Raw genomic sequence first — 25,749 nt, 5'->3', positions numbered from 1 at the left:
AAGGTCCCTGTCGGGCCGGGACGGAGCCGGCAGAGGTCCAGACCGGTGCCTCATGTGGCCGGGACAACGGGCGGCCGACGGTGGTGGACATGTCCGGCGCTCCTGACGAACACAGGGCGCCGGGGCGTGTCAGTCCACGAACGAAGGCTCTCTCATGCGTACCACCCCGTCCGTCCCCGCCACCGCGACCACCGCCGTGCCGCACGCCCGGCGCGCCCCCGCCGCCACCGCGCTCACCGGCCTGCTCGACCACCAGGCGCGCACCCGGCCCGCCTCGGTGGCCGTCGTCGGCGAGGGCCGCGACCTCACCTTCCCGGAGCTGCGCGAGGACGCCCGCCGCCTGGCCGGCCTCCTGCGCCGGCTGGGCGCCGGGGCCGACACCCCCGTCGGCCTGTTCACCGAGCCGTCGGCCGAGCTGGTCACCGGGGCCTGGGGCGTCCTGTACGCCGGGGCCGGCTACCTGCCGCTGTCGCCCGAGTACCCCGAGGACCGGCTGCGCTACATGATCGAGGACAGCCGCACCCGGATCGTCGTCACCCAGGAGCACCTGCGTGAGCGGCTGGCCGCGCTGGCCCCGGCCGGCACCGAGGTCGTCACGCTCGCGGACGCCCCGGCCGTCCGTCCCGACGACGGCGCCCACCCGGCGCCGGAGTCCCTGGCCTACGTCATCTACACCTCCGGCAGCACCGGCCGCCCCAAGGGCGTCGTGATCGAGCACGGCTCCGTCGTCTCCCAGCTGCGCTGGATGCACGGCGCCGGCCACCTCGGCCAGGACGTCACCGTGCTGCAGAAGACGCCGATGAGCTTCGACGCCGCCCAGTGGGAGATCCTCGCCCCGGCCGTCGGCGCCCGCGTGGTCGCCGGCGCGCCCGGCCTCTACCGCGACCCGGAGGCGCTCGTCGCCGCCGTCCGCCGCCACGGGGTGACCGCGCTGCAGTGCGTGCCGACCCTGCTCCAGGCGCTGCTCGACACCGAGGGCTTCGCCGACAGCCGCAGCCTGACCGGGATCTTCTCCGGCGGCGAGGCGCTCTCGCTGCGCCTCGCCCGCGACCTCACGACCGCCCTGCCGTGGGCGACCCTGGTCAACCTGTACGGGCCGACCGAGTGCACGATCAACGCGACCGCGCACGTCGTCGACCCGGCCGCGCTCGGCGAAGGCGCCGGGGCGGTGCCGATCGGCCGGCCGGTCGACGGCACCCGGTGCCACGTCCTCGACGCCGACCTGGTCCCGGTCGGCGAGGGGGAGACCGGCGAGCTGTACATCGGCGGCGTCCAGCTGGCCCGCGGCTACCTGCACCGCCCCGAGCTGACCGCCGAGCGCTTCGTCCCCTGCCCGTTCACCCCGCACGAGCGGCTCTACCGCACCGGCGACCTCGCGCACTGGAACCCGGACGGCACCCTCCAGTTCGCCGGCCGCGTCGACAACCAGGTCAAGCTGCGCGGCTACCGGGTCGAGCTGGACGAGATCGCCCGCGCGATCGAGGAGCACACCTGGGTCCGCCGCTCGGCCGCGATCGTCACCTCCGACGAGCGCACCGGCCATCAGAACCTGATCGCCTGCGTCGAGCTGAATCCGCGTGAGGCGGCCCTGATGGACCAGGGCAACCACGGCCGCCACCACCAGTCCAAGGCCGGGCGCCTGCAGGTCAAGGCCCAGCTCTCCGACCCGGGCCTGCGCGACCTCGGGCAGCTCGCCGGCCGCCCGCACGTCGACCTGCCCGGCCGCCGTGGGACCGCGGCGCAGCGCCGGGAGGTCTTCGCCCGCAAGACCTACCGCTTCTACGAGGGCGGCCGGGTGACCCGCGACGACCTCGCCGCGCTGCTCGCCCCGCGCCCCGCGGGTGCCTTCGGGCGCGGCCTGGAGCTGCTGAGCCTGCCCGAACTCGGCCGCGTCCTGCGCTGGTTCGGCCAGTTCCACAGCGAGGAGCGGCTGCTGCCCAAGTACGCCTACGCCTCGCCCGGCGCGCTGTACGCGACCCAGCTCTACCTGGAGACCGGCGGCCTCGACGGGCTCGGGGCCGGCCTGTACTACTACCACCCCGTCGAGCACAGCCTCATACGCGTCGGCGACGCCGAGGAGCGCCAGGACCCCTACCTGACGCTGCACTTCTCCGGCAAGACCGGCGCCATCGCCCCCGTCTACACCAACAACATCCGCGAGGTGCTGGAGTTCGAGACCGGCCACATGCTGGGCGTCTTCGAGGAGGTGCTGCCCGAGTACGGTCTGGACGTCCGCCCGCTCGGCTTCCACCCGGCGGTCAAGGACCGGCTGGACGTCGCCGACGAGGACCACTACCTGGGCAGCTTCGCCGTCGTCCGCGGCGACGGCACGCCGCAGGCCGACCCGACCGAGGTGTACGTCCAGGCCCACGAGGACCGCGTCGAGGGCCTGCCGGCCGGCCTGTACCGCCACGCCGGCGGCGAGCTGACCCGCGTCTCGGACGACGTCGTGCAGTCCCGCCACGTCATCGCGATCAACCAGGCCGTCTACGCCCGCTCGGCCTTCGGCATCACCGCCGTCAGCCGGGCCGGCGAGGACTGGCTGCAGTACGTCGCCCTGGGCACCAAGCTGCACCACCTCCAGCGCAACGGCCTGTCCTTCGGCTTCATGTCCTCCGGCTACAGCTCCAAGTCCGGCCACCCGCTGCCCGCTTCGCGCCGCTTCGACGAGATCCTCGGCGCCGCGGGGATCCCCACCGGCCCGTCGTACTTCTTCCTCGGCGGCAAGGTGAGCGAGGAGCAGGTCCGCAGCGAGGGCATGCACGAGGACACCGTCCACATGAAGGGACCGGCCGAGATCATCAAGGACGAACTCGCCAACCTGCTGCCCGACTACATGCTCCCCAACCGCGTCCTCGTGCTGGACGCCCTGCCGCTGACCGCCAACGGCAAGGTCGACCTCAAGGCGCTCGCCGCCTCGGACACCGTCCGCGACGCCGACGTCCGCGGCGAGTACGTCGCCCCCGCCACCCCGCAGGAGCGGTGGCTCGCCGAGGCCTGGGGAGAGGCACTCAGGTACGAGGACCCGGCCACGGTCTCGACGGCCGACGAGTTCTTCGCCGCCGGCGGCAACTCGCTGATCGCCGTCGCCCTGGTCAACCGCATCAACCGCGCGTTCGGCACCGCCCTGCCGCTCCAGGTCGTCTTCGAGTGCCCGAAGCTCGCCGACCTCGCCGCCCGCATCGCGGACGCGTCGGCCGGCGCCGGCTCCGCGGCCTCCTCACGGCTCGTCCCGCTGCACCCCGGCACCCCCGAGCGACCGGTGTTCTGCTGGCCCGGCCTCGGCGGCTACCCGATGAACCTGCGCCTGCTCGGCCGCGAGGCGAGTGACGGACGCGCCTTCTACGGCATCCAGGCGCACGGCATCAACGCGGGCGAGACGCCGTACCCGACCATCCGCGAGATGGCCGCCGCCGACGTCGCCGAACTGCGCCGCGTGCAGCCCGAGGGCCCGTACACGCTGTGGGGCTTCTCCTTCGGCGCCCGGGTCGCCTTCGAGGCCGCCTGGCAGCTGGAACAGGCCGGCCGGCGGGTCGAGAACCTGCTGCTGATCTGCCCCGGCAACCCGGAGGTGCGCCGGGCCGACGGCCGCACGTGGGGCCGCGAGGCCTCGTACGCCAACCCGGCGTACGTGACCATCCTGTTCGGGGTGTTCACCGGCCGGATCAGCGGTCCGGAGCTGGAGCGCTGCCTGACCGAGACCGCCGACGAGGACACCTTCGTCACCTCGATCCGCCGGCTGCTCCCCACCCTGGAGGAGGAGGTGGTCAGCCGGATCGTCCGGATCGTCGGCGAGACCTACGAGTTCGAGTACAGCTTCCGCGAGCTCGCCGAGCGCCGGCTGGACGTCCCGGTGACGATCTTCAAGGCCACCGGCGACGACTACTCCTTCATCGAGGGCAGCTCCGGCTACTGCGCCGCCCCGCCCACCGTGGTCGACCTGACCGCCGACCACTACGGCGTCCTCAAGGAGCACGGCGTGGTCGAACTGGCCGCCGCGATCCGGGCGCTGGAGCGGATGGCGCGTGGGCACTGACGCGGACACGCTCACGGATGGCCCAGGATCCGTGAGCCGGGAAGCCCCTTCGGATAGGGATGGCTCGGCTCTCCGCCGAACCCACCTCGACCCCGAAGGGGCTTCTCCATGTCGTTGAAGAAGACCGTGTTCGCCATGGCCGGCTGCGCCCTGCTGCTCGCCCTCGCCCAGCCCGCCGCCGCCGACAGCAGCAACCACGGCCCCAAGACCCCGCAGGAGGCTGCCGCCTGCAAGTCCGTGACCGGCTCCCTCCTCGGCGGCTTCGGCTCGATGCTCGGCAACGCCGTCTGCGTGGTCCAGCCCGACAACGGCTGAGCCCGGGGCCCCGCGGGCCCTCTCCGGCTTCCGCTCACACGATGCGGGTCGGTGCGTCCAGGAGGTCGTGGCCGCCGGTGGTCACGAGGGCGGCCAGGTCGGTGCCGGAGAGGGCGTGCGGGGCGCGGAGGAAGAACTCGTCGACGGCGCCGCGGGGGAGCGGGTGCGACTGCATCGAGACGATCATGACCTGCTGTTCGGCGAACGCGGTGCACACGCGGGCCAGGCCGGCGGGGGAGTCCTCGACGGTGGCGCGGACCCGCCAGAGGGCGGTCGGGGCGATCTCGGTGGCGGGGGGCGGCGGCGGGCCGTGCAGGTGCTGCCGGTGGGACCACCACGTGTGGAACAGCGTCGTGGCCAGCAGGGCCACCGCCGAGGCGGCGAGCAGCACCGGACCGTCGTGGCCCTTCACGACGACCTTGGCGACGAGGTCGGCCGCCGTGACGGAGACGAAGACGGCGGCGAGCTCGACGGTGTCGCGGCGCCAGCGGTGGGTGCGGGTCCGGGCGCGGGAGGGGGTGGGCGTTGCGGAGGTGTGGACGGCTGTCGTGGTGTGCTCCGTGTGCTCCATGGCACCACTGTCCCCGTGTGGTGTTTCCCGTCCACGAACCTCCCGTGACCTGCGGGTTAAGGTATCGGCCCGGGCGTTACTTCCGGAGGTCCGCCGCGGCCGCCGCCACCTCGGCGAGGAGGAGTTCCAGGTCCGCCTCCGTCGTGTCGGCGTTCAGGAGGCAGGCGCGCAGCATCTCCGTCCCGTCCAGGCGGGCGCCGGTGACGAAGACCTTGCCGCGGCGCTGCACGGCGACGGGCAGCTCGCGGTTGAGCGCGTCGAGGTCGGCCCCGTCCAGCCCGGCGGGGCGGTGGCGGAAGGCCACGATCGAGGTCTGCACCTCGGCCAGCAGCTCGAACTCGCCGTCGGCCTCGACCAGTTCGCCGAGCCGGCGGGCGAGCGCGGTGCACCGCGCGATGTCGCGGGAGAGGCCCGCGCGGCCCTTGTGGGCGATGGTCGCCCACACCTTGAGCGCGCGGAACGGGCGGGTCTGCTCGGTGCCGTACTCGGAGAACCAGCCGAGCTCGCCCGCGGCCTCGTCGCGCAGGTAGGACGGGACGAGGCTGAAGGTGCCGCGCAGCTCGTCGGTGTCGCGGACCAGCGCGCAGCCGCAGTCGACCGGCACGCCGAGCCACTTGTGCGGGTCGAGGGCGAGCGAGTCGGCGCGCTCCAGTCCGGCGTAGCGGTGGGCGATGGCGGGGTCGAGGACGCCGAAGGCGCCGTACGCGCCGTCGACGTGCAGCCACAGCTCCTGCTCGGCGCACAGGTCGGCGATCGGGCCGAAGGCGTCGACGGCGCCGGTGCCGACGGTGCCGGCCGAGGCGACGACGAGGAAGGGCAGCAGCCCGGCGGCGCGGTCGCGCTCGATCGCGGCGCGCAGGTCGGCGGTGTCGAGGCGGCCGTCCGGGCCGGTGGCGACGGTGCGCAGGTGCCTGCTGCCGAGGCCGAGGAGCTCGGCGGCCTTGCGGACGCAGGAGTGCGTCTCGCCGGTGACGTAGCCGACCAGCGGGGGCATTCCGGCGAGGCCGTCCTCGCGGACGTCCCATCCGGCCCGCCGGGCGGCGCGGTTCCGGGCGGCGGCGAGGCAGACGATCGTGGCCATCGAGGTGCCGGAGGTGAGCAGGCCGCCGCCGGCCGGGTGCGGGAAGCCGACGAGTTCGGCGATCCAGCGGACGACGGCGCGCTCCAGGTGGACGTCGGCGTGGTCGCCGCCGGCGGAGCTGGGGTTCATGGCGGAGGCGGCGAGGGTGGCGAGGACGCCGGCGGGGGCGGGGGCGGAGTTGACCCAGCCGAAGAAGCGCGGGCTGCCGTTGCCCATCGGGTGGGGCAGGACGTCCCGGCCGATGGCCTCGACGAGCTCGGCGAGCGGGCGGCCGTCGGCGGGCAGCGGGGCGTCGAGGAGGGCGCTGCGGGCCGCGTCGTCCATGGGCTGCCAGACGGGGCGGCCGGGCAACTCGGCGAGGTGGTCGGAGACGAGGTCGGCGGTGGCGTGGGCGGCGGTGCGGAAGTCGTCGGTTGCCATGCGGCGTGCTCCAGCGGTGCGGAGGGGGCGCGGCGTCCTCGGCGCACCGGGTGATCAGCCGATGGTACGGAAAGGGCCCGCGCCGTGCGGCGCGGGCCCGTCGACCGGGACGGCGGGCTCAGTCCAGCGAGGCGGAGAGCCCGCTCGCGGAGCGGCAGTAGCCCTGCATCTCCTTGTTGGTGATCTTGACGCAGAGCCGTCCGGCCGCGCCGCCGTCGGTGTAGTTCACCGTGTAGTAGCTGACCAGGCCCTCCGCGCAGGCCTTGCGCTGCCAGCCGTCGGCGGCCGTCGCGCACTGCTGGGCGGCCCAGTCCTCGCGGTCGAGGTTGTACTTCATCGTCCGCGAGCCGACGCCCCGGCTGCAGTCGACGGCCCCGCCGCTCGCCTTGCCGTTGAGGCACCACTTGAGGGCGTCGGCGTACACCTCGGGGTGGTTCGGGTAGTCGTGCGAGGAGAGGTAGAAGGTCGGCGCGTAGAAGTAGCACGCGGACTGGAACAGCGACGGCTGGTCCTTGCACGGGTAGAGCGGGTCCTGGGCGAGCTTGTCGGCGGGCAGGTTGGCCTTGGCCTGCTCGTCCTCCTCGTCCGGGCCGAAGAGCTGCATGAACAGGCCCTCGGAGCAGCGGATCCGGTTCTGGTCGGTGGTGAACTTGTTGCACAGGTCGCGGGCCTTGGCCACGTCCTGCTTGGCGACGAACATCGTGCCGTGGCCGACGCCGTGGATGCACGGGCCGCTGTTCTTGGGGGCGCACAGCTTGAGCAGGTCCACCTCGGGCTGGGTGGAGGCGTTCAGCATCTCCTCGACGGCGCCGTGCAGGTAGCCGGCCGCGCAGGTCTCGTGCGGGAAGGAGATGACCTTCTGGAAGTCGGCGTTGAACCGCTTGACGGCCGCGTGCCCGAGCTCGTGCGCGATCGGGTGGCAGAAGCGCACGGTGTACGGCTTCTCCTTGGTGATCTTGTCGAGGTCGGCGAGGGCGACGCCGGGGTCGGTGGCGTCCATCTCGGCCATCATCTTGTTGCGCAGCGTCGAGCGGGTCCAGACCGCCGGGTCGCCGGTCGGGGTGGCGCTCGCGGCGGGGGTGCCGTCGGGCGAGGCGGCGGTGGCGGCGGCGACCTGGGCGGTCGCCGCGTTCGCCCTCGCCGGCGACCAGTCGGTGACGGCCACCGAGCCCAGGCCGAGGACGCCGAGCAGCAGGGCGGTGAGAATCGCGAACGCTCGCGGTTGCATGACGGGATCCCCCGGCGGATCGAGTGCGGACGGTTCGCTCCCATCCTGACGCGCGAAGCGGCCGCAGTCCGCGTTTTCGCCCGCCATCCGGGAGTGTCGGCGACGCTACCGCACCGTCCGGTCCCCGCCCCGCGCGGGACGGTCCCGTGGGGCCGCCGGGGCCCGCCCCGACGGCGCAGCCGGCCCGGGGGCTCCGCTGCGCCGCGCGGGGGAGGGAACGCTCAGATCTCCAGCGACACCTGGTACTCCGTCAGCCAGGTGGCGAGGTCCAGCGCGAGGTCGACGCCGAGCCGCACCGACTGCGGGTCGGTCCCGGGGGCGAGCGCGTCGTTCAGCCGCCGCCGGTCGAGCAGGCCGAGCACCGGGGACTTGCCCTCGGCGGCGAGTTCGGCGAGTTCGGCGAGCAGCAGCGCCGGGTAGTGCGGGTCGGCGGTGACGGGGTACGGGCTCTTCACCCGGTCGGCGATCTCGTCCGGCAGCACGTCCCGGACGGCGGCGCGCAGGAGGCTCTTCTCCCGGCCGTCGAAGCTCTTCATCGCCCACGGCGTGTTGAAGACGTACTGGACGAGCCGGTGGTCGCAGAACGGCACCCGCACCTCCAGCCCGTTGGCCATGCTCATCCGGTCCTTGCGGTCGAGGAGCAGGCACACGAAGCGGGTCAGGTTGAGGTAGGAGACCTCGCGCATCCGGCGTTCCAGCGGGCTCGCGCCGGGCAGGTGCGGCACCTCGGCGAGCGCCTCGCGGTAGCGGGCGCGGCGGTAGCCGGCCAGGTCGAGCTTGCGCAGGAGGTCGGCGTCGAGCAGCTGCTCGCGCATGCCGGCGCCCGGGCCGGCGAGGCCGCGCTCGATGTAGGGCGCCCACGGGAAGTCGTCGGCGGCTATCGCGTCGGGGTCGTGGAACCAGGGGTAGCCGCCGAAGAGCTCGTCGGCGGACTCGCCGGACAGGGCGACGGTGGACTGCCGGCGCACGCCGCGGAAGAGCAGCAGGAGCGAGACGTCCATGTCGGCGAAGCCGCCGGGCAGGTCCCGGGCGCGCAGGACGGTGGCGCGCTGGGCGGGGTCGGTGAGGTCGGCGGCGTCCAGTTCTATGACGTTGTGGTCGGCGCCGACGTGCTCGGCCAGCATGCGGGCGTACGGGCCGTCCGGCGTGGACCGGATCGCGTCGGCGTGGAAGTTCTCGCTCTGGCCGGCGAAGTCGACGGAGAAGGAGCGGATCGGGCCGGCGCCGGCCCGGCTCAGCACGCCCGCCGCCAGGGCGGTGACGGCGCTGGAGTCCAGGCCGCCGGACAGCAGGGAGCACAGCGGTACGTCGGAGTCGAGCTGGCGGTGCACGATGTCGTCGAGCAGGGCGCGGACGGTCGCGACGGTGGTGTCCAGGTTGTGGGTGTGCTCGCGCGCCTCCAGCGCCCAGTAGCGGCGCACGGTGATCCCCTCGCGGCGCACGCGGACGACGTGGCCGGGGCGGACCTCGGCGATGCCGCGGTAGGGGGTGATGCCCGGGGTGCGGCAGAAGGCGAGGATCTCGCGCAGCCCGTCGAGGTCCACGACCGGCCGGACGGACGGGTGGGCGAGCAGGGACTTCACCTCGGAGCCGAACACCACGCCGTCCGCCGTGGCGTGGTAGTGCAGCGGCTTGACGCCCATGCGGTCGCGCACCAGCAGCAGCTCCTCGTGCCGGGCGTCCCAGATCGCGAAGGCGAACATGCCGTTCAGGCGCTCGGCCAGGTGCTCGCCCCACTCCAGGTAGGCGCGCAGCACGACCTCGGTGTCGCTGCGGGTGCGGAAGCGGTGGCCGGCCGCCCGCAGCTCCGCGCGGAGCTCGTCGTGGTTGTAGACCTCGCCGCTGTAGGTGAGGGCGGCCAGCAGCCGGCCGTCGTGCTCGACGGTCATCGGCTGGACGCCGCCCTCGACGTCGATCACCGCGAGGCGGCGGTGCCCGATCGCGGCGTGGCGCTCCAGGTGCACCCCGCCCGCGTCCGGACCGCGGCAGATCTGGGTGGCCGTCATGGCGTCGAGGACGCTGCGGGCGGTTTCGCGCTGGTCGTTCCGGTCGGCGGTGAGGTCGCGGTCGAAGGCGACCCATCCGGTGATGCCGCACATCAGCAAGCCTCCGGTCTTCCGCTACGTGTGGAGAGGGTCACGCTACGTGGCGTCCGGGTGAGCGACAAGGGTGTGTCGAAAAGGTGAAGGGAAGGGTTCCGCATGGTTGCCTGGGCCGAAAGTCGGAATGTCTGCCCGATTCCGGGCAGAAACTTTGGCTTCCGGGTCGTCGTCCGCCTAATGTCTTCCTCCGTGCCGAGCTCACCCCACCCTCATGACGACCTCGTCGCCCACCTCACCCGGACCAGCCCCCTCGGGCCCCGGGAGGCGGCGCGGGTCGTGGCGGAGGTCCTGGCGTACTTCTCCGAGACCACCGAGGAGTACGTCCGCCGCCGCCACGGTGAGCTCCAGGCGCGGGGACTGACCAACGAACGGATCTTCGCCCGGCTCGCCGAGGAGCTCCCGGCCCGCCGCGTCGCGGCACCGGAGCTCTCGGCGCGCCAGCTGCGCCGGATCGTCTACGGCTGAGCCGACACCACCTCACGGAGGAGCCCGTCATGTGCGGAATCGTGGCCTACATCGGCCCCAAGGACGCGACCCCCTTCCTGCTCGAAGGCCTCGCCCGGCTGGAGTACCGCGGCTACGACTCGGCCGGTGTCGCCGTCGCCGGCCGCACCGGCGGCATCAAGCTCCGCAAGGTCAAGGGCAGGGTCGCCGACCTCGCCGCCGCCGTCCCCGCCCGCTTCAAGGGCACCACCGGCATCGGCCACACCCGCTGGGCCACCCACGGCGTCCCCAGCGACGAGAACGCCCACCCGCACTTCGACAACGCCGAGCGCATCGCCGTCGTCCACAACGGCATCATCGAGAACGCCGACGAGCTGCGCGCCCGGCTCACCGCCGACGGCGCCGTCTTCCGCTCCGAGACCGACACCGAGGTGCTCTCCCACCTCATCGCCGCGCACGCCGCCGAGGGCGTCGAGCTGGAGGAGGCCGTCCGCGCCGCCCTCGGCAAGGTCGTCGGCACCTACGGCATCGCCGTCCTGGACGCCGAGCAGCCCGACCGCATCGTCGTCGCCCGCAACGGCAGCCCGATCGTCCTCGGCATCGGCGAGAAGGAGATGTTCGCCGCCTCCGACGTCTCCGCCCTCGTCCGCTACACCCGCCAGGTCGTGCACCTGGAGGACGGCGAGCTCGCCGTCGTCCGCGCCGACGGCTTCCGCACCTTCACCGAGGACGCCCGCACCACCCACCGCCAGCCGTCCACCGTCGACTGGGAGATCGACTCCTACGACACCGGCGGCTTCGAGCACTTCCTGCTCAAGGAGATCCACGAGCAGCCCGGCTCCGTCGAGCGCACCCTCGGCGGCCGCCTCGACGAGCGCTTCGCCACCGCCCACCTCGGCGGCCTCAACCTCGACGCCCGCGAACTGCGCGAGATCCGCCGGGTCAAGATCCTCGGCTGCGGCTCCGCCTACTACGCCGGCGAGATGGGCGCCCAGCTGATCGAGGAGCTCTCCCGCGTCCCCGCGCACAGCGAGCCCGCCTCCGAGTTCCGCTACCGCAACCCGGTGATCGAGGCCGACACCCTGTACGTGGCCGTCAGCCAGTCCGGCGAGACCTACGACACGCTGGCCGCCGTCCAGGAGATCAAGCGCAAGGGCGGCCGCGTCCTCGGCGTCGTCAACACCGTCGGCAGCGCGATCGCCCGCGAGTGCGACGGCGGCATCTACCTGCACGCGGGGCCGGAGATCTCGGTCGCCTCGACCAAGGCCTTCACCTCGACGGTCGTCGCCTTCGCGCTGCTGGCCCTGCACTTCGGCCGCATCCACGACCTCTCGCCCGCCGACGGCCGGCGCATCGTCTCCGCCCTCAAGGCGCTGCCGGACCAGATCCGCGAGGTGCTCGACCAGAGCGACGCGATCGCCGAACTCGCCGCCGAGTACGCCAAGTCGGCCGGGATGATGTTCATCGGCCGGGTCCGCGGCTACCCGGTGGCGCGCGAGGGCGCGCAGAAGCTCAAGGAGATCTCCTACGTCCACGCCGAGGCCTACCCGGCGAGCGAGCTGAAGCACGGCCCGCTGGCGCTGATCAGCCCCGAGCTGCCGACCGTCGCCCTCGTCCCGGACGACGAGCTCCTCGACAAGAACCTCACCACCCTCGGCGAGATCAAGGCCCGCTCCGGCCGCGTCATCGCGGTCGCCCACCGGCGCCCCGAGGACAAGCTCGCCGACCACTGCATCCTCGTCCCCAAGAGCGAGCCCGAGCTCGACCCGCTGCTCCTCAACATCCCGCTCCAGCTCCTCGCCTACCACGCGGCGGTGGCCCTCGGCCGCGACGTCGACAAGCCGCGCAACCTGGCGAAGAGCGTGACGGTGGAGTAGCCGTCCGGCAGCTCGCGTGCGGGCGGGCGGACCCCTGGTCGGGGGTCCGCCCGCCTTTGCTCGTGGGCGACTTGTCACTGGGCGACGCGTTACGGAGTGGCGCGGGTCTCTGCTGTTGCTGCTGTTGCTGCTGGGGTCGGGGTCTGGGACTGGGCGCGGCGGCGGGAGAGGGCCGCGCCGGTGAGGGCCAGGGCGGCTGTGAGGGCTGCGGAGGTCAGGAGTTGGGGACGGGTCCCGGCCGAGGCCGTCATCAGCAGCATCAGGGCCGTGATCGCGGCGATGACCGCGCGGGTCGTGGCGGGGAAGCCCCGGGTGCGGAGCGGGAGCCGGCCGGCGGCTTCGAGGGAGCGGCGCAGGACCAGGTGCGAGCAGGCGACCGCCAGCCACATGAAGAGCATCGCCGCGCCCATCGCCTTCGCGAGCAGCGGCAGGGCCGTGCCGGGGGAGAGCGCCTCGGGGACGACGGCGGCGAAGCCGACGGCGGAGGCGGCGGCCACCGCGCGGGCCGGTACGCCCCGCCGGGTGCGGCGGGCCAACGCGCCCGGGGCGTCGCCGCGTTCGGCGAGGGAGTGCAGCATGCGCGAGGTGCCGTACAGGTTCGCGTTGAGGGCCGAGAGCAGGGCCACGACGATCACGGCCTGGGTGACGGCGCCGGCGTGCGGGATGCCGAGCCGGCCGAGCGCGGCGACGTACGGGCTCTCGTCGGGCCGGGCGTCGCGCCACGGCAGCAGCAGGACCAGGACGGCCACCGAGCCCAGGTAGAACAGGGCGATCCGCCAGATCGCGGAGCGCACCGCGGTGCGGATGCTGCGACCCGGGTCCCGGGACTCGGCGGCGGCCATGCCGATGACCTCCATGCCGCCGAACGCGAAGACGACGCCGAGCAGCGCCGTGACGATCCCGGACAGGCCGTTGGGGGCGAACCCACCGTCACCGGTGAGGTGGGAGAGGCCCGGTGAGCCGGCGCCGGGCAGCACGCCGAGGAGGGCGGCGGCGCCGAGGGCGATGAACGCGACGATCGCGAGGACCTTGAGCGAGGCGAACCAGAACTCGGCCTCGCCGAAGGTCCGGACGTCGGTGGTGTTGACGATGGTGAAGAGCGTCATCGCGGCGAGGGCGAACGCCCAGGAGGGGACGGCCGGCCACCACGTGTGCAGGATCGCCGCGGCCGCCAGGGCCTCGACGGCGATGGCCACGGCGGTCACCCAGGTGTACAGCCAGCCGGTGGTGAAGCCGGCCCACGGCCCCAGCGCGCGACGCGCGTAGACCGAGAAGGAGCCCGACTCCGGTAGTGCGGCGGCGAGTTCGCCGAGCATGCGCATGACCGCGAGGGCGAGCACGGCGGCCAGCAGGTAGGAGACCAGCACGGCCGGACCGGCCGCCGCGAGCCCGGCGCCGGAGCCGACGAACAGCCCGGCGCCGATCACCCCGCCGAGTGCCAGCATCGCCAAGTGGCGTGAACGGAGTGCGGCTTGGGCGTTTCGGGCAGGTGAAGAGGTCACGGTTCTCCCTCGTCGAAGCGGTTCTTCGGGGTGGTCGCGCTTGACCGGCGCTTGACCAACGTGGCGAGATCTATGTTAGAAAAGCTATCAGCGTTCACAAGTCGCGCTAGCGTTTAGGCAGCAACAAGATTCGCACTACCGTGCGAAGGGGGAGTCATGCCTTCACCGTCCATCACCCGTGCCCGCGGACAGTCCGCGGACCTGCGGGACGTCATGCGCCGCTATCCCACTGGGGTCACCGTCCTCAGCAGCGGCCGCGAGGACACCGCCGTCGCCATGACGGTCAATTCCTTCACCTCGATCTCGCTCGACCCGCCGCGCGTCCTGGTCTCGGTCATGCGGACCGCCCGCGCGCACCCCGTGATCACCGCCAGCCGCCGGCTCGGCATCCACCTGCTCGCCGCCCACCAGGGCGACGTGGCCAAGCTGTTCGCCTCTCGGGAGAAGCCCGCCGGGCCCGGTCTGGGCGCCTACCTCGACCGCACTGCCGAGGGGCACGACGTGCTCCCCGGCGCCCTGGCCTCGCTCGCCTGCGAGATCGAGGACACCTTCCCCGGCGGCGACCACGACCTGTTCCTCGCCCGGGTGCTGCACGCCACCTGTACCGAGGAGCCGCAGGACGCCCTGGTCTTCCACCAGGGGCGCTTCACCTCCGCTTCCGCGGACGGGAGTTGAGCCCGGCCGAGGGCGAGGGCATTCCCGGCACGATCCGTACGACCGGCGTGATCCGTACGACCGGCGCGACCCGTAGGACCGGCGCGACCCGTACGACCCGCATGATCCGTACGCTCGCCGTCCGCGGCGGCATCGCCGTGCCCGCCGACACCGTGCCCGCCCTCACCCGCGCCACCGAGGACCTGCTCGCCGGCCTGCTGGCCGCCAACCACCTCGACCGGGCGGACCTGGTGAGCCTCGTGTTCACCATGACCCCGGACCTCACCGCCACCAACCCCGCGCTCGTCCTGCACGAGGCCGGCTGGGACCTGCCCGCCCTCTGCGCGCAGGACGCCGCCTTCGCCGGAGCCCCGCCCCGCACCCTGCGGGTGCTGGCGCACCTGTCCTGGGACCGCCCCGGCCGGCCCGTCGCCGTCTACCTGGGCGGCGCCGCCCCGACCAAGCCCGCGGCCTGAGCCCTTCCCCCTCCTCTCCGTCACCCCTCCGTGCCCGCGCACGCACCTTCCGAGGACCAGCCATGCCCGAAACCGCCTCCCGCACCGCGCTCGAAGCGGTCCTGGACACCGTCGCCGCCGCCATCGGCCCCGACCACGTCGTCCGCTCCGCGGACCCGGCCGCGCTCCTGCCGGCCGAGGCCAACGTCTCCGCCTTCGCCGCCCGCGCCCTGAACGCCGTCCTGCGCCCGGGCAGCGCCGAGGAGGTGCGGTCCGTCGTCCGCGCCTTCGACGAGCACGGCGGCGCCCGGGCCGGCCTGCCCGGCCTGCACACCGTCTCCACCGGCCGCAACTGGGGCCTGGGCTCCAAGGAACCGGCCGTCGGCCCGGTGGTCCGCCTCGAACTCGACCGCCTCGACGCCGTCCGCGACCTCGACGTCGAGGCCGGCTACGCGGTCGTCGAGCCGGGCGTCACCCAGGCCGTCCTCGCCGCCCGGCTCGCCGGCACCGCCCGGATGCTCAACGTCACCGCCTCCTCCGGCCACACCTCGCTGCTCGGCAACCTCGTCGACCGGGGCGTGGGCCTGCGCCGCCAGCGCACCGAGGACCTCCTCGGCCTCGAAGCGGTGCTCCCCGACGGCCGCCTGGTGCGCACCGGCTGGTGGCCCGGCACCTCCGCCGGACGAGCCGTCAACCCGTACGGCCTGGGGCCGAGCACGCTGCACCTGTTCACCCAGTCACCGCTCGCCGTGATCACCGCCGCCGTCGTCCGGCTGCTGCCGCGCCCCGAGGCGCAGCGCGTGGTCCGGCTCTCCTTCGGCCGGGAGGAGCTGCCCGCGGCCGTGGACCTCATCCGCCGCTGGCGGGCCGGGAACGTGGTGTCGGGCGTCGTGAAGATCTACGACACCGCTTCCACCGCCACCTACGGCGGCGAGGGCGGCCACGGCTACCTCGCCCACGTGTGCGTGGACGCCACCGCCGGCACGCTCGACGCGCTCGCCGGAGCGCTGGTCGAGGAGGCCCGTGCCGCGGGCCTGTTCGGCCGGATCGCGGCGGGGGAGGAGCCGGCCGCGGACGACACCGTGTCCAAGGTCGTCCAGGCCGCGTACTCCGGCTCGGTGGAGTTCAACGAGGACATGCTCGCCTCCGCCACCGGCACCCGCGCCGACCTCGTCGACGCCGAGGGCAAGGGCTGGATCTTCTTCCTGCCGCTGATCCCCTTCACCGGCGCCGACACCGCCCGCGCCCTGGCCCTCCTCGACACCGTGCACGAGGAGACCGGGATCCGCCCCGGCGCCACCGTCAACGCCCTCGACGCCGACGTCATCGACCTCGTCGTCTCCTTCCCGTTCGACCGGGCCACCCAGGCCGAGGCCGCGCACCGCGCGCTCGACCGGGCCTACGCGCTCTTCGCCGCGGCCGGCTGGGCGCCGTACCGGCTGGACTCCGCGCACGGCGGCTGGGGCCGCGAGCACGCCCCGGACGCCGAGAACGCCGCGCTGGTCCTGGACGTCGCGCGCCTCGTCGACCCCAACGGCACGTTCGCGCCCGGCCGTTACCTCTGATCACCGTCAACTCCCGAAGGACCTCCACGATGAGCACCACCGTGACCACCACCGTCGTCCCCGACACCGCCGAGGCGATCCTCGCGCACGCCCGCACCCTCGTCCCGCAGCTGCGCGAGGCCGGCGCCCGCATCGAGCAGAACCGCACCCTGCCCGCCGACATCGTCGACCTGCTGCGCGACGGCGGCGTCTTCCGCGCCGCCATGCCCAAGACCTGGGGCGGCCCCGAGCTCACCTCGATGCAGCAGTGCGAACTGATCGAGATCCTCGCCACCGGCGACGCCTCCACCGCGTGGTGCGCCATGATCGGCATGGACTCCGGCATCTACTCCGGCTACCTCGACGACGACGTGGCCCGCGAGATGTACCCGACCCTCGACCTCGCCAACTCCGGCTGGATCTACCCGCAGGGCCGCGCCGTGCGCGTCGAGGGCGGCTACCGCCTCACCGGCCGCTGGAAGTTCGGCTCCGGCTCGGCCCACTGCGACTGGCTCGGCGCCGGCTGCCTGATCGTCGACGAGGACGGCACCCCCGAGCCCGACCCGGTCAGCGGCGAGCCCACCCACTGGCGGGTGCTGGTCTCCAAGCCGGCGGCCTACACCTTCCACGACACCTGGCACACCACCGGCCTGGCCGGCTCCGGCAGCCAGGACTACTCCTGCGAGGACCTGTTCGTCCCCGAGGAGCGCTCCTTCAGCTTCTCCGACCCGCGCCGCACCGGCCCGCTGCACGCCAGCCCCGACACCATCCTGCGCAAGATGTCCGGCATCCCGCTCGGCATGGCCCGCGCCGCGCTGGACCACGTGCGGGAGCTGGCCGCCCACCGCACCGACCGGGAGACCGGCACCCCGTGGGCGCAGGACCACCGCGTCCAGAGCACCATCGCCCGCCTGGAGGGCGAGCTGCTGGCCGCCCGCTCCGGCGTGTACGCGAGCCTGGAGCGCCAGTGGGACGCGCTGACCGGCGGCGCCGAGCTGACCGACGACGCCAGGGTGGCCACCGCCATCGCCCGCCGGCACGCCTTCCGCACCGCCCGCGACATCGTGCAGACCCTGTTCGACCTGGTCGGCGGCTCCTCCGTCTACAAGCCCTCGCCGCTGGACCGCTGGCTGCGCGACGCCTGGACGATGAACCAGCACGCCGTCGCCCAGGACTCGATCCTCCAGCTCACCGGCAACGTGCTGCTGGGCGGGAAGTCGACGAGCCCGTTCTTCTAGGCCGGCCCGCGCCACCGACCCTTCCAGGCCGGCCCGCGCCACCCCGAACGTCCCTGCCCCGCACAGCCAGACACAGAGAGGTTTCCCGACCCATGGACCGCATCCGCGTCGTCCTGTTCTCGGAAGTCAACTCCAAGCTCGGCTCGCCGTTCCTGAGCATGCTGCACGGCCACCCCCAGGTCGACCTCGTCGCCGTGGTCACCTCCCCGCACGGCAAGCGCTGCTCGTACTTCACCGACGACCCCGAGCAGGTGGACCTGGTCACCCAGGGCGCGGCGCTCGGGGTGCCGGTCCTGCGGCCGCCGTCGGTCAACCGGCCGGAGTTCGTCGAGGAGCTGGAGGGCTACGAGGCCGACTACTTCGTCGTCGCCAACTTCCAGCAGATCCTGCGCGAGCGGCTGCTGTCGGTGCCCCGGGTCACCGCCGTCAACTTCCACCCCTCGCCGCTGCCCGCCTTCGCCGGCCTCGCGCCCTTCTACTGGATGATCCGCGAGGGCGCCACCGAGTCTGCCGTCTCCGCCATCGAGATGGCGCCCGTCCTCGACAGCGGCGACCTGATCATGCAGCACCAGGTGCCGCTGACCGGCCGGGAGACCGCGCTGGACCTGCGCACGGCCCAGGAGCGGGCCAACGTGCTGATGCTGCTGGAGCTCATCCCGCAGCTCGCCGAGCGCGGCTACCGCCCGATCGCCCAGGACCCGGCGCTGCGCTCGTACTTCGGCCGGCCCTCGGACGACGACCTGCGCCTGGACCTGCGCGCCCCGCTCGCCGTCGTCGACCGGCACGTCCGGGCCGGCTACCGCTCGCCGGGCGCCTGGACCGCCGACGAGGCCGGCAGACGGGTGCGCGTCCTGTCCGCCGACCCGGCGCCGGCCGGCGCGCCCGACCGGGCGCCCGTGCCCGGGCTCGTCGTGCACGGCGAGCGGGGGCGGGTGTTCGTCGGCTGCGCCGACGGCTGGCTGGAGGTGCTGACCACCGAGTGCGACGGGCAGGAGGTCGCGCCCGCCCGCACCGGGCAGCTGCCGGACGGCGCCCGACTGGCGCACCCGCTCACCCCCGCGCCCGTCCCTCCCGTCCAGCCCTCCGTACCCGTACAGGCTTCCGTCCCCGTCCCCGCGTCCTGAGGTTCCCGTACGCCATGTCACTCAACGAACAGCTCCGCAGCGACCACCCGCCGGCCCTCGGCAAGGTCCTGCACATCCCCGCCGGCCAGGGCCCCTCGGTCTGGCTCAACGGCGACGTCTACACCGTCAAGGTCGACACCGCGCAGTCCGGCGGGACGATCACGCTGCTGGAGGCCTCCGTGCCGCCCGGCGGCGGGCCGCCGGCCCATGACCACCGCAACGAGGACGAGGCCTTCTACCTCCTCGAAGGCGAGCTGGAGTTCTTCGCGGACGGGCAGACCTACGACGTCCGCGCGGGCGACTTCGTCTTCGTCCCCAAGGGGACCGTCCACCGCTTCCGCAACAAGGGCCTGCACGCCGCCAAGCAGCTGCTGATCTTCACGCCCAGCGGCTTCGAGGAGTTCTTCCTCCAGGCCGGCGTCGACGCCCGGCCCGGCGAGCCGATCCCGGTCTTCGATCCGGCCGACAACCCGCGGGCCAAGGCGATCGCCGAGTCCCTGGGGTCGTTCCAGGCCGCGGGGGCCGTCGTGGTCGGCGGCCCGTCCCACACCGTCGAGACTGTCGAGGTCTGAGCCGTGCCCTTCGCGATCTACGTCCTGGGCCTGGGCATCTTCACCATGGTGACCAGCGAGTTCCTGGTGGCCGGCCTGATGCCGCAGCTGTCCGAGGACCTCGGTGCCGGCATCCCCCAGATCGGCTACCTGGTCTCGGTCTACGCCGCGGCCATGGCCATCGGCGGCCCGTTGCTGACCGCCGGTCTCCTGCGACTGCGCCAGAAGACCGCCCTGATCTGCCTGTACGCCGTCTTCCTCGCCGGGCAGGCGCTCGGCGCCCTCGCCGACGGCTACGCCCTGATGGTCGTCGCCCGCCTCGTCACCGGGGCCGCCTCCGGCGCCTTCTTCGGCGTCGCACTCGCCATCTGCGTGCGCGTCACCGGTCCCGAGGTGCGCGGCCGGGCCACCTCGATCGTGCTCGGCGGCCTGATGGTCGGCACCGTGCTGGGCCTGCCGCTGTCCCAGCTGGCCGGCGAGCACTACGGCTGGCGGTTCGCCTTCTGGGCGGTCGCCGCCCTGGCCGCGCTGGCCCTCGCCGTCACCCTCGGCGCGGTCCCCGCGCTGGCCAAGGAGGAGCCCGACGGGGCCGGCGGCTCCGGCGGTTCCGTCCGCGCCGAGCTGGGGGCCTTCCGCAACGCGCGGCTGTGGGCGGCCTTCGCGACCAGCATGCTGATCATCGGCGCGACCTTTGCTGCGTTCTCGTACTTCGTGCCGATCCTCACCGACGTCACCGGCTTCGCCGCGGGCACCGTCCCGCTGCTGCTGGTCCTCTACGGCGCCGCGACCGTCATCGGCAACGCCGTCGTCGGGCGCCTCGCCGACCGGCACACCCTGACGGTGCTCGGCACGGGCCTGGCCCTGAACACCGTGTTCCTGACGGTCTTCGCGCTCGGCGCCGCCGACGCGGCCGTCGCCCTGGCCGCCATGACCGGCATCGGGCTGGTCGGCGTGACGATGAACCCGGCGATGGTCACCCGCGTCATGCGCACCGCCAACGACCGCCCGCTGGTCAACACCGTCCACACCTCCTTCATCACCCTCGGCGTCGTCGTCGGCTCCTGGGTCGGCGGGATCGGCGTCTCGCACTGGGGGCTGCGCGCCCCGCTGTGGACGGGCGCGGCCATGGCCGTGCTCGGGCTGCTGACGCTGGTGCCCGAACTGCTGCGCCGCACGGCCGGTCCCGGCGCTCCCGCCGTGTCCGAGTCCTCCTCCGCGCCCTCCTCCGAGTCCTCCGAAAGGCCGTCCCATGTCTGACACCGCCACCCAGCCGACCGCCGACGACCGGGTCGCCCTGGTCACCGGAGCCAGCCGCGGCATCGGCGCCGAGATCGCCCGCCGCCTCGCCGGCACGGGCATCAGGGTCGCCCTCACCTACACCCGCGGCGCCGAGGCCGCCGAGGCCGTCGTCGCGGAGATCGAGCGCGCGGGCGGCAAGGCCCTGGCCGTCCGGGCCGACGCCGCCGACCGCGAGGCGCCCGCCGCCGCCGTCGAGGCCACCGTCGCGCACTTCGGACGGATCGACATCCTCGTCAACAACGCCGGCTACATGGACGTCAGCGGCACCGCCCTGACCGACGTGCCGGTCGACGTCATCGACCGCACCCTGGACGTCAACGTCCGCGGCGCGCTGCTCACCGCCCAGGCCGCGGCCCGCCACCTGCCCGAGGGCGGCCGGATCGTCAACATCGGTTCCTGCCTGGGCGAACGGGTGCCGGGTGGCGGCATGACCCCGTACGCGGTCAGCAAGGCCGCGATCCTCGGCCTGACCCGGGGACTGGCCCGGGACCTCGGCCCGCGCGGGATCACCGTCAACCAGATCAGCCCCGGGCCGATCGACACCGACATGAACCCGGCCGACGGCCCCTCGGCCGGCTTCCAGCGGGCCGGCACCGCCCTCGGCCGCTACGGCGCCACCACCGACATCGCCGAGGCGGTGGCCTACCTCGTCTCGCCCGGCGCGGCGTTCGTCACCGGCGCCACCCTGGCCGTGGACGGCGGCACGACCGCCTGACGCGCGTCCCTCCGAAAGGGGCCGGGCCATCGGGGATGGCCCCGGCCCAGTGGGGGTTAAATAGCGGGTAAATAACGTTCAGGGAAAGGACTTGGTGCCCGTGACCGTGCGGGGGCCCCCCCCCAGACCGCCTCACGCGCGTCCCTCCCAATGGGCCGGCCCCAACGGCTCTGGCCCGGCCCCTTTCGTGTCTCCTTCCGTTCAACTCACCTTCACTGCAAGGAAGTTGTCTCCGTTCCGCTGCGAGCCGCCCGGCCCGCACCCGCTCCGAAGGATCCGACCGCACGTGTCCCGCACACTCGCAACCGCTCCAGCCCGCACCGCTGCCGGCAGCTCCGTCCTGCCGTCCCGGCTGCCCTCGCTCACCGGGCTGCGCTTCTTCGCCGCCCTCGGCGTGTTCTTCTTCCACACCTCGCTCACCGGCCCGCCCGCGCTGACCCCGTTCGACGGGCGCGCCCGCGAGATCTGGGCCCGGATCTGGTCGACCACCGGCTCGATCGGGGTGTCGTTCTTCTTCCTCCTGTCGGGCTTCGTCCTCACCCACGCCGCCCGGCCGGGGCTGAGAAAGCGGACCTTCTGGCGCCGCCGGGTGGTCAAGCTCTTCCCCAACCACGTCGTCACCTGGGCGCTCGCGATGGTGCTGTTCGCCGCCGCCACCTCGACCTGGCACCAGTGGCTGCCCAACCTCGCGATGGTGCACGCCTGGTTCCCGTACCTGGACGTCTACCTGTCGGTGAACCCGCCGAGCTGGTCGCTGGCCTGCGAGCTGTTCTTCTACCTGTGCTTCCCGTTCCTCCACGCACTGCTGCGCCGCGTCGACCCGGCCCGCCTGTGGGCGCTGGCACTGGTCCTGACCGCCGCGATCGCGCTGGTGCCGGCGGCCGCGTACGCGCTGCTGCCGGGCGGCACCACGCCCAACGGGTTCCCCGTCTCCGCCGAGCAGTTCTGGGCGGTCTACATGTTCCCGCCGGTGCGCACGCTGGAGTTCGCGCTCGGCATCGTCATGGCGCTGATCGTCGCGGCCGGGCGGCTGCCCCGGATCGGCGTACCGGTGGCGTCCGTGCTCGCGCTGGCGGCCTGGGCCGGCTCGATGAACGTGCCGTGGCTGTACTCGCACAGCGCCGTGACCGCGCTGCCGCTGGCCCTGCTGATCGCCGCGATCGCGGTGCGGGACCTCGGCGGCGCCGGCTCGGTGCTGCACCACCCGGCGCTGCTGTGGCTGGGTGAGGTGTCCTTCGCGTTCTACATGGTGCACGGGACGGTGATCACGTATGTGAAGCAACTCATGGGCTTCGAGCGGTCGTTCGCCGTCTGGCAGGGCGCGGCGATCGTCGTGCTGTACCTCGGTGTGAGCCTGGCGCTGGCGTGGCTGCTGTACGCCGTGGTCGAGAAGCCGGCGATGCGGGCCTGGTCGCGCTCGCGGCGGTGACGTCGGGCCGGTCGTCGCGCGTCGCCTTCGTGACGACCGGCCTCGGCTTTTATGTGAAGGATAAACCGTTAGGATTGTTTCCTAAAGATTGCTAGGTTCTTCTCACGCGAGTGGCGAGAATTCCCAGGTATCTACTCGCTGATGCCGAGCATTTCAACGATGGCGTCCACCTCGCGCCGATACACCTCCGCCGGATCGTTGATCTGCTGCCCGAGGTGGCCGAACACCTCCAGCGCCACCGGCCCGTACATCCGCCCCCAGATCCGCAGGCTCACCCCGAGCGCCTGCGGCGACAGGTGGGGGAACTGCTCGCGGGCCGGGCCGGACAGCGACTCGTGGAAGTCCGACCAGTCCGCCCGGTCCTCGCGCAGCGCCGCCGGCGCGTGCTCCCACGCCCCGTCGACCACGTCCAGCACCGTCATGCAGCATCGCCGCGCCGCCGCGGCGACCTCCTCGGGCGGGGTGAACCCGGGCAGGCCGTCCCCGTAGATCAGCCGGAACGCCGCCGGGTTCTTGATCGACCAGGTGCGGAAGGTGTCGCACACCGCGCGCACCCGGCGGGCCGTCTCCTCGTGCGGCAGGGCGGCCAGGGCGGCCTCGTGCGAGTCGGCCAGCTCGTTGTAGGCGTCCGCGGCGAGGGTCGAGATCAGCTGGTCGCGGGTGTCGAAGTAGCCGTAGAGGGCCGCGGCCGTCATGCCCAGCTCGCGGGCGATCCCGCGCAGGGTGATGCCCGCCGGGCCCGCCTCGGCGAGGGCCTTGAGGGCGGCCTCCTTGATCTCGGTGATCGTCTGCTGGCGGAGCCGCGCGCGGCGGGTGGGCTTCGTATCCATGCTGCTGTCCTCCAGGTCGGTGGCAGAACTATACGGCGTTTTGTTTGGAGCGTACTCCTGCTAGAGTAAACACCGTTAAGAAGCTGAGCACCGTTCGGTGCGGGCTTTATTCCGCACGTGTGCTTTCCGTGCCGACCCTGTGCCGACTTTGTTCCCCAGCTGTCCCCACGTCGTCCCCACGTCGTCCCCAACGGGAGTAACCATGCCTGCCACGGCCCCTGCCCGCAGGGCGGGAATCACCCTTTTCCTGCTCGCCTTCGCGCAGTTCATCGTCACCGTCGACTACAACATCGTGTATGTGGCGCTGCCCGACATCGGCCGGGCACTGGGCTTCTCCGCCCAGTCCCTGCAGTGGGTCGTCTCCGCCTACGCCGTCTCCTTCGGAGGCCTGCTGCTCTTCGGCGGCCGCGCGGTGGACCGCATCGGCGCCCGCCGCCTCTTCCTCGCCGGCCTGAGCCTGTACGCCGTCTCCTCCCTGGTCGGCGGCATCGCCACCGGGCAGGGCGTCCTCATCGGCGCCCGCGTCGTGCAGGGCGTCGGCGGCGCCCTGCTCTTCCCCGCCGTCCTCGCCCTCATCGCCACCTCCTTCGACGGCCAGGCGCGCATCAAGGCCTTCGGCGTCTGGGGCATGGCCGGCTCGCTCGGCCTCGCCGCCGGCGCTCTCTTCGGCGGCGTCCTCACCGACCTCGCCTCCTGGCGCTGGGTGTTCTTCATCAACGTGCCGTTCGCGCTGGCCGTCCTCATCCCGGCCCCGAAGGTCCTGCGCCCGGACCCGGCCGTCCAGAGCCGCGGCGGCTTCGACCTGCCCGGCGCCCTGCTCGCCACCGCCGGCATCTCCGCCGTCGTCTTCGGCCTCGTCACCGGCCCCGAGGACGGCTGGCTCAGCCCCACCCCGCTGACCGCCCTGCTCCTCGGCGCCGCCCTGCTCGTCGCCTTCTTCGTCACCGAGGCCCGCACCCGCGACCCGCTCATGCCGCTGCGCCTGCTGAGCAACCGTCCGCTCGTCGTGGCGATGGCCGTGGTGTTCGTCTTCCAGACCGGCCTGTCCGGCGGCTACTACGTCTTCACCACCTACATCCAGCCCGTCCTCGGCTACACCCCGCTCCAGGCCGGCCTCGCCTTCCTGCCGCTCACCCTGGTCTCGATGGTCGGCGCCGGCCAGCTCGCCCCGAAGTTCATGCAGCGCTTCGGCATGCGGGCCACCCTCGCCACCGGCATGGCCGTCAACGGCGCCGGCATCGCCCTGACCGCCGCCGTCATGACCACCGGCGGCTCCTTCCCCGCCCTGCTCCCCGGCTCCGTCCTGTGGGGCCTCGGCGGCGGCCTGGTCTTCGTCTCCGTCTTCGCCTCTGCCGGCTCCGGCGTGGCCCCGGAGGAGCAGGGCGTGGCCGGCGCCATGGCCTCCACCGCCCAGCAGGTCGGCGGCGCGGTCGGCCTCGCGGCCCTGGTGGCGGTCGCCAACTCCACCTTCACCGGCACCTACGCCACCGCCGCCAAGGAGGACGTGGTCGAGGGCCTGCGCACGGCGGGCATCGCCGGCGGCGTCCTGCTGATCCTGGGCGGCCTGCTGGCCCTGGCCCTCAAGAAGCAGCCCCCGGCCGCCGAGGCCGCCGCCGAGACCGCCACCGAGACCGAACTCGGCCCGGAGAAGCAGTCGGTGGGCGTCTGACCCCCACCACCCCAAGACTCCGGTCCCGGAGCGGCCTCCCCCGTAGCCGCCCCGGGACCGGACATTTCCTTCGGGCTAACCCGGGAACGGGTCCTCCAGGACGGGGATGCACGGGGACAGCAGCAGCTCCGTATGCGTGCTCAGCCGGCCGCGGACCATGCGGACGACGGTGACCTCGTTCTCGCGGCCCGGCTCCTCGTCGTCCCGGACGTGCAGCAACCCGTAGGAACCCGGGGCCAGTTGGCCGACCTCGCGGAAGAACGCCACGATCGAGTCGTCGCGGTGGTTCGGGCAGCCGCCGAGGTGCACGAAGACGCCGCCGTTCATCCGGCGGAGGTCCAGCAGGCAGGGGCTGTCGAGCTCCCGGACGCGCTCGTCGATGCGCGCGGCGATCCGGTCGAGGCGCGCATCGGCGTGGGGGTCGTCGTCGGCGTCGGCGCTCTCCAGGACGTTGATCCAGCCGTGGTACTCGAACACGCGCCGCAGCCTACCGCCCGGCGCCCTTCGCGCTATCCGGTGTTCGGGCGGGGCGGGAGCTCACGGCCGAGCGGTAGCAGGGCCGGGGCGGGGACCCCGTACGTGAACACGCGGTCGGCGTCCCGGGTGTGGGGGGCGGGGGGGTCCCGCCCCCCCCCGAACCCCGTCGCCGGACACCAGCGCTGCGT

21 protein-coding genes are annotated in these 25,749 nt (G+C 73.2%); 14 read left to right on the top strand and 7 right to left on the bottom strand.

Features of this window, described 5'->3' with window-relative positions; all coding sequences use genetic code 11:
* Positions 1-154: 154 nt before the first annotated feature.
* Together ACFV4G_RS24230 and ACFV4G_RS24225 are read left to right on the top strand one after the other, a co-directional pair.
* Positions 155-4,036, top strand: a complete 3,882-nt coding sequence (locus ACFV4G_RS24230; RefSeq protein WP_380443713.1) for an amino acid adenylation domain-containing protein — start codon at positions 155-157, stop codon at positions 4,034-4,036.
* Between the two features lie 108 nt (positions 4,037-4,144).
* A complete protein-coding gene (locus tag ACFV4G_RS24225) occupies positions 4,145-4,351 on the top strand; it encodes a hypothetical protein (protein WP_380443711.1) in 207 nt (68 codons plus the stop codon).
* Positions 4,352-4,385: 34 nt separating this feature from the next.
* Here the strand turns inward: ACFV4G_RS24225 and ACFV4G_RS24220 are convergent, their stop codons facing one another.
* From ACFV4G_RS24220 to asnB, 4 genes are all read right to left on the bottom strand, one after another.
* On the bottom strand, positions 4,386-4,922 hold the full coding sequence (locus ACFV4G_RS24220) for a hypothetical protein (protein WP_380443709.1): 537 nt from the start codon (positions 4,920-4,922) through the stop codon (positions 4,386-4,388).
* A gap of 76 nt (positions 4,923-4,998) precedes the next feature.
* Positions 4,999-6,423, bottom strand: a complete 1,425-nt coding sequence (locus ACFV4G_RS24215) for a pyridoxal phosphate-dependent decarboxylase family protein (RefSeq protein WP_380443707.1) — start codon at positions 6,421-6,423, stop codon at positions 4,999-5,001.
* A gap of 118 nt (positions 6,424-6,541) precedes the next feature.
* Complete coding sequence (locus tag ACFV4G_RS24210; protein ID WP_380443705.1) at positions 6,542-7,651, bottom strand: hypothetical protein; 1,110 nt, start codon at positions 7,649-7,651, stop codon at positions 6,542-6,544.
* 221 nt (positions 7,652-7,872) lie between these two features.
* Positions 7,873-9,750 (bottom strand): asparagine synthase (glutamine-hydrolyzing), encoded by a 1,878-nt coding sequence (gene asnB, locus ACFV4G_RS24205; protein WP_380443703.1) that lies wholly within the window; start codon positions 9,748-9,750, stop codon positions 7,873-7,875.
* A 180-nt stretch (positions 9,751-9,930) separates the two neighbouring features.
* Between asnB and ACFV4G_RS24200 the strand changes: the two genes are divergently transcribed.
* Entirely contained in the window at positions 9,931-10,218 is a 288-nt protein-coding gene (locus tag ACFV4G_RS24200) for a hypothetical protein (protein WP_380443701.1), read from the top strand.
* Positions 10,219-10,247: 29 nt separating this feature from the next.
* Positions 10,248-12,074 (top strand): glutamine--fructose-6-phosphate transaminase (isomerizing), encoded by a 1,827-nt coding sequence (glmS, locus tag ACFV4G_RS24195; protein ID WP_380443699.1) that lies wholly within the window; start codon positions 10,248-10,250, stop codon positions 12,072-12,074.
* 89 nt (positions 12,075-12,163) lie between these two features.
* On the opposite strand, the gene ACFV4G_RS24190 is transcribed toward glmS, so the two are convergent.
* The gene (locus tag ACFV4G_RS24190; protein WP_380443743.1) at positions 12,164-13,519 is read right to left on the bottom strand and encodes an amino acid permease; all 1,356 of its coding nucleotides are present in this window, start codon (positions 13,517-13,519) and stop codon (positions 12,164-12,166) included.
* A gap of 213 nt (positions 13,520-13,732) precedes the next feature.
* Between ACFV4G_RS24190 and ACFV4G_RS24185 the strand changes: the two genes are divergently transcribed.
* The 9 genes from ACFV4G_RS24185 (at position 13,733) to ACFV4G_RS24145 (ending at position 22,585) form a co-directional block, all read left to right on the top strand.
* On the top strand, positions 13,733-14,251 hold the full coding sequence (locus ACFV4G_RS24185; RefSeq protein WP_380443697.1) for a flavin reductase family protein: 519 nt from the start codon (positions 13,733-13,735) through the stop codon (positions 14,249-14,251).
* A 47-nt stretch (positions 14,252-14,298) separates the two neighbouring features.
* Entirely contained in the window at positions 14,299-14,706 is a 408-nt protein-coding gene (locus ACFV4G_RS24180; protein ID WP_380443695.1) for a chorismate mutase, read from the top strand.
* Between the two features lie 62 nt (positions 14,707-14,768).
* Positions 14,769-16,250 (top strand): FAD-binding oxidoreductase, encoded by a 1,482-nt coding sequence (locus ACFV4G_RS24175; protein ID WP_380443693.1) that lies wholly within the window; start codon positions 14,769-14,771, stop codon positions 16,248-16,250.
* A gap of 29 nt (positions 16,251-16,279) precedes the next feature.
* The gene (locus tag ACFV4G_RS24170; RefSeq protein ID WP_380443691.1) at positions 16,280-17,467 is read left to right on the top strand and encodes an acyl-CoA dehydrogenase family protein; all 1,188 of its coding nucleotides are present in this window, start codon (positions 16,280-16,282) and stop codon (positions 17,465-17,467) included.
* 92 nt (positions 17,468-17,559) lie between these two features.
* Positions 17,560-18,591, top strand: a complete 1,032-nt coding sequence (locus ACFV4G_RS24165; protein ID WP_380443689.1) for a methionyl-tRNA formyltransferase — start codon at positions 17,560-17,562, stop codon at positions 18,589-18,591.
* Positions 18,592-18,605: 14 nt separating this feature from the next.
* Positions 18,606-19,163, top strand: coding sequence for a quercetin 2,3-dioxygenase (locus ACFV4G_RS24160; protein WP_380443687.1), 558 nt, complete (start codon positions 18,606-18,608; stop codon positions 19,161-19,163).
* A gap of 3 nt (positions 19,164-19,166) precedes the next feature.
* Complete coding sequence (locus ACFV4G_RS24155) at positions 19,167-20,399, top strand: MFS transporter (protein ID WP_380443685.1); 1,233 nt, start codon at positions 19,167-19,169, stop codon at positions 20,397-20,399.
* The gene (locus ACFV4G_RS24150) at positions 20,392-21,156 is read left to right on the top strand and encodes an SDR family NAD(P)-dependent oxidoreductase (protein WP_380443683.1); all 765 of its coding nucleotides are present in this window, start codon (positions 20,392-20,394) and stop codon (positions 21,154-21,156) included. The genes ACFV4G_RS24155 and ACFV4G_RS24150 overlap by 8 nt, the downstream gene beginning before the upstream one ends.
* 286 nt (positions 21,157-21,442) lie before the next feature.
* A complete protein-coding gene (locus ACFV4G_RS24145) occupies positions 21,443-22,585 on the top strand; it encodes an acyltransferase family protein (protein WP_380443681.1) in 1,143 nt (380 codons plus the stop codon).
* 131 nt (positions 22,586-22,716) lie between these two features.
* On the opposite strand, the gene ACFV4G_RS24140 is transcribed toward ACFV4G_RS24145, so the two are convergent.
* Positions 22,717-23,415: a WHG domain-containing protein gene (locus ACFV4G_RS24140; RefSeq protein ID WP_380443679.1), complete on the bottom strand. Its 699-nt coding sequence runs from the start codon at positions 23,413-23,415 to the stop codon at positions 22,717-22,719.
* A 202-nt stretch (positions 23,416-23,617) separates the two neighbouring features.
* On the opposite strand from ACFV4G_RS24140, the gene ACFV4G_RS24135 reads away from it, so the two are divergent.
* On the top strand, positions 23,618-25,084 hold the full coding sequence (locus tag ACFV4G_RS24135; protein ID WP_380443677.1) for an MFS transporter: 1,467 nt from the start codon (positions 23,618-23,620) through the stop codon (positions 25,082-25,084).
* A 75-nt stretch (positions 25,085-25,159) separates the two neighbouring features.
* Here ACFV4G_RS24135 and ACFV4G_RS24130 read toward each other — a convergent pair whose 3' ends face one another.
* Complete coding sequence (locus ACFV4G_RS24130; RefSeq protein ID WP_380443675.1) at positions 25,160-25,561, bottom strand: Imm7 family immunity protein; 402 nt, start codon at positions 25,559-25,561, stop codon at positions 25,160-25,162.
* Positions 25,562-25,749 lie beyond the last annotated feature (188 nt).

It is taken from the genome of Kitasatospora sp. NPDC059747 (genome assembly GCF_042732955.1).
In the GTDB taxonomy this organism is placed as follows: Bacteria; Actinomycetota; Actinomycetes; order Streptomycetales; family Streptomycetaceae; genus Kitasatospora.
Note: the sequence above shows the minus strand (reverse complement) of the source record. Positions and strands in the feature narration are given on the sequence as shown.

What these genes read in the sequence shown, in the direction of transcription:
- ACFV4G_RS24230 (WP_380443713.1), top strand. Translation starts at nt 155, where the DNA reads ATGCGTACCACCCCGTCCGTCCCCGCCACCGCGACCACCGCCGTGCCG.
- ACFV4G_RS24225 (WP_380443711.1), top strand. Translation starts at nt 4,145, where the DNA reads ATGTCGTTGAAGAAGACCGTGTTCGCCATGGCCGGCTGCGCCCTGCTG.
- ACFV4G_RS24220 (WP_380443709.1), bottom strand. Translation starts at nt 4,922, where the DNA reads ATGGAGCACACGGAGCACACCACGACAGCCGTCCACACCTCCGCAACG.
- ACFV4G_RS24215 (WP_380443707.1), bottom strand. Translation starts at nt 6,423, where the DNA reads ATGGCAACCGACGACTTCCGCACCGCCGCCCACGCCACCGCCGACCTC.
- ACFV4G_RS24210 (WP_380443705.1), bottom strand. Translation starts at nt 7,651, where the DNA reads ATGCAACCGCGAGCGTTCGCGATTCTCACCGCCCTGCTGCTCGGCGTC.
- asnB (WP_380443703.1), bottom strand. Translation starts at nt 9,750, where the DNA reads ATGTGCGGCATCACCGGATGGGTCGCCTTCGACCGCGACCTCACCGCC.
- ACFV4G_RS24200 (WP_380443701.1), top strand. Translation starts at nt 9,931, where the DNA reads ATGTCTTCCTCCGTGCCGAGCTCACCCCACCCTCATGACGACCTCGTC.
- glmS (WP_380443699.1), top strand. Translation starts at nt 10,248, where the DNA reads ATGTGCGGAATCGTGGCCTACATCGGCCCCAAGGACGCGACCCCCTTC.
- ACFV4G_RS24190 (WP_380443743.1), bottom strand. Translation starts at nt 13,519, where the DNA reads ATGCTGGCACTCGGCGGGGTGATCGGCGCCGGGCTGTTCGTCGGCTCC.
- ACFV4G_RS24185 (WP_380443697.1), top strand. Translation starts at nt 13,733, where the DNA reads ATGCCTTCACCGTCCATCACCCGTGCCCGCGGACAGTCCGCGGACCTG.
- ACFV4G_RS24175 (WP_380443693.1), top strand. Translation starts at nt 14,769, where the DNA reads ATGCCCGAAACCGCCTCCCGCACCGCGCTCGAAGCGGTCCTGGACACC.
- ACFV4G_RS24170 (WP_380443691.1), top strand. Translation starts at nt 16,280, where the DNA reads ATGAGCACCACCGTGACCACCACCGTCGTCCCCGACACCGCCGAGGCG.
- ACFV4G_RS24165 (WP_380443689.1), top strand. Translation starts at nt 17,560, where the DNA reads ATGGACCGCATCCGCGTCGTCCTGTTCTCGGAAGTCAACTCCAAGCTC.
- ACFV4G_RS24160 (WP_380443687.1), top strand. Translation starts at nt 18,606, where the DNA reads ATGTCACTCAACGAACAGCTCCGCAGCGACCACCCGCCGGCCCTCGGC.
- ACFV4G_RS24150 (WP_380443683.1), top strand. Translation starts at nt 20,392, where the DNA reads ATGTCTGACACCGCCACCCAGCCGACCGCCGACGACCGGGTCGCCCTG.
- ACFV4G_RS24140 (WP_380443679.1), bottom strand. Translation starts at nt 23,415, where the DNA reads ATGGATACGAAGCCCACCCGCCGCGCGCGGCTCCGCCAGCAGACGATC.
- ACFV4G_RS24135 (WP_380443677.1), top strand. Translation starts at nt 23,618, where the DNA reads ATGCCTGCCACGGCCCCTGCCCGCAGGGCGGGAATCACCCTTTTCCTG.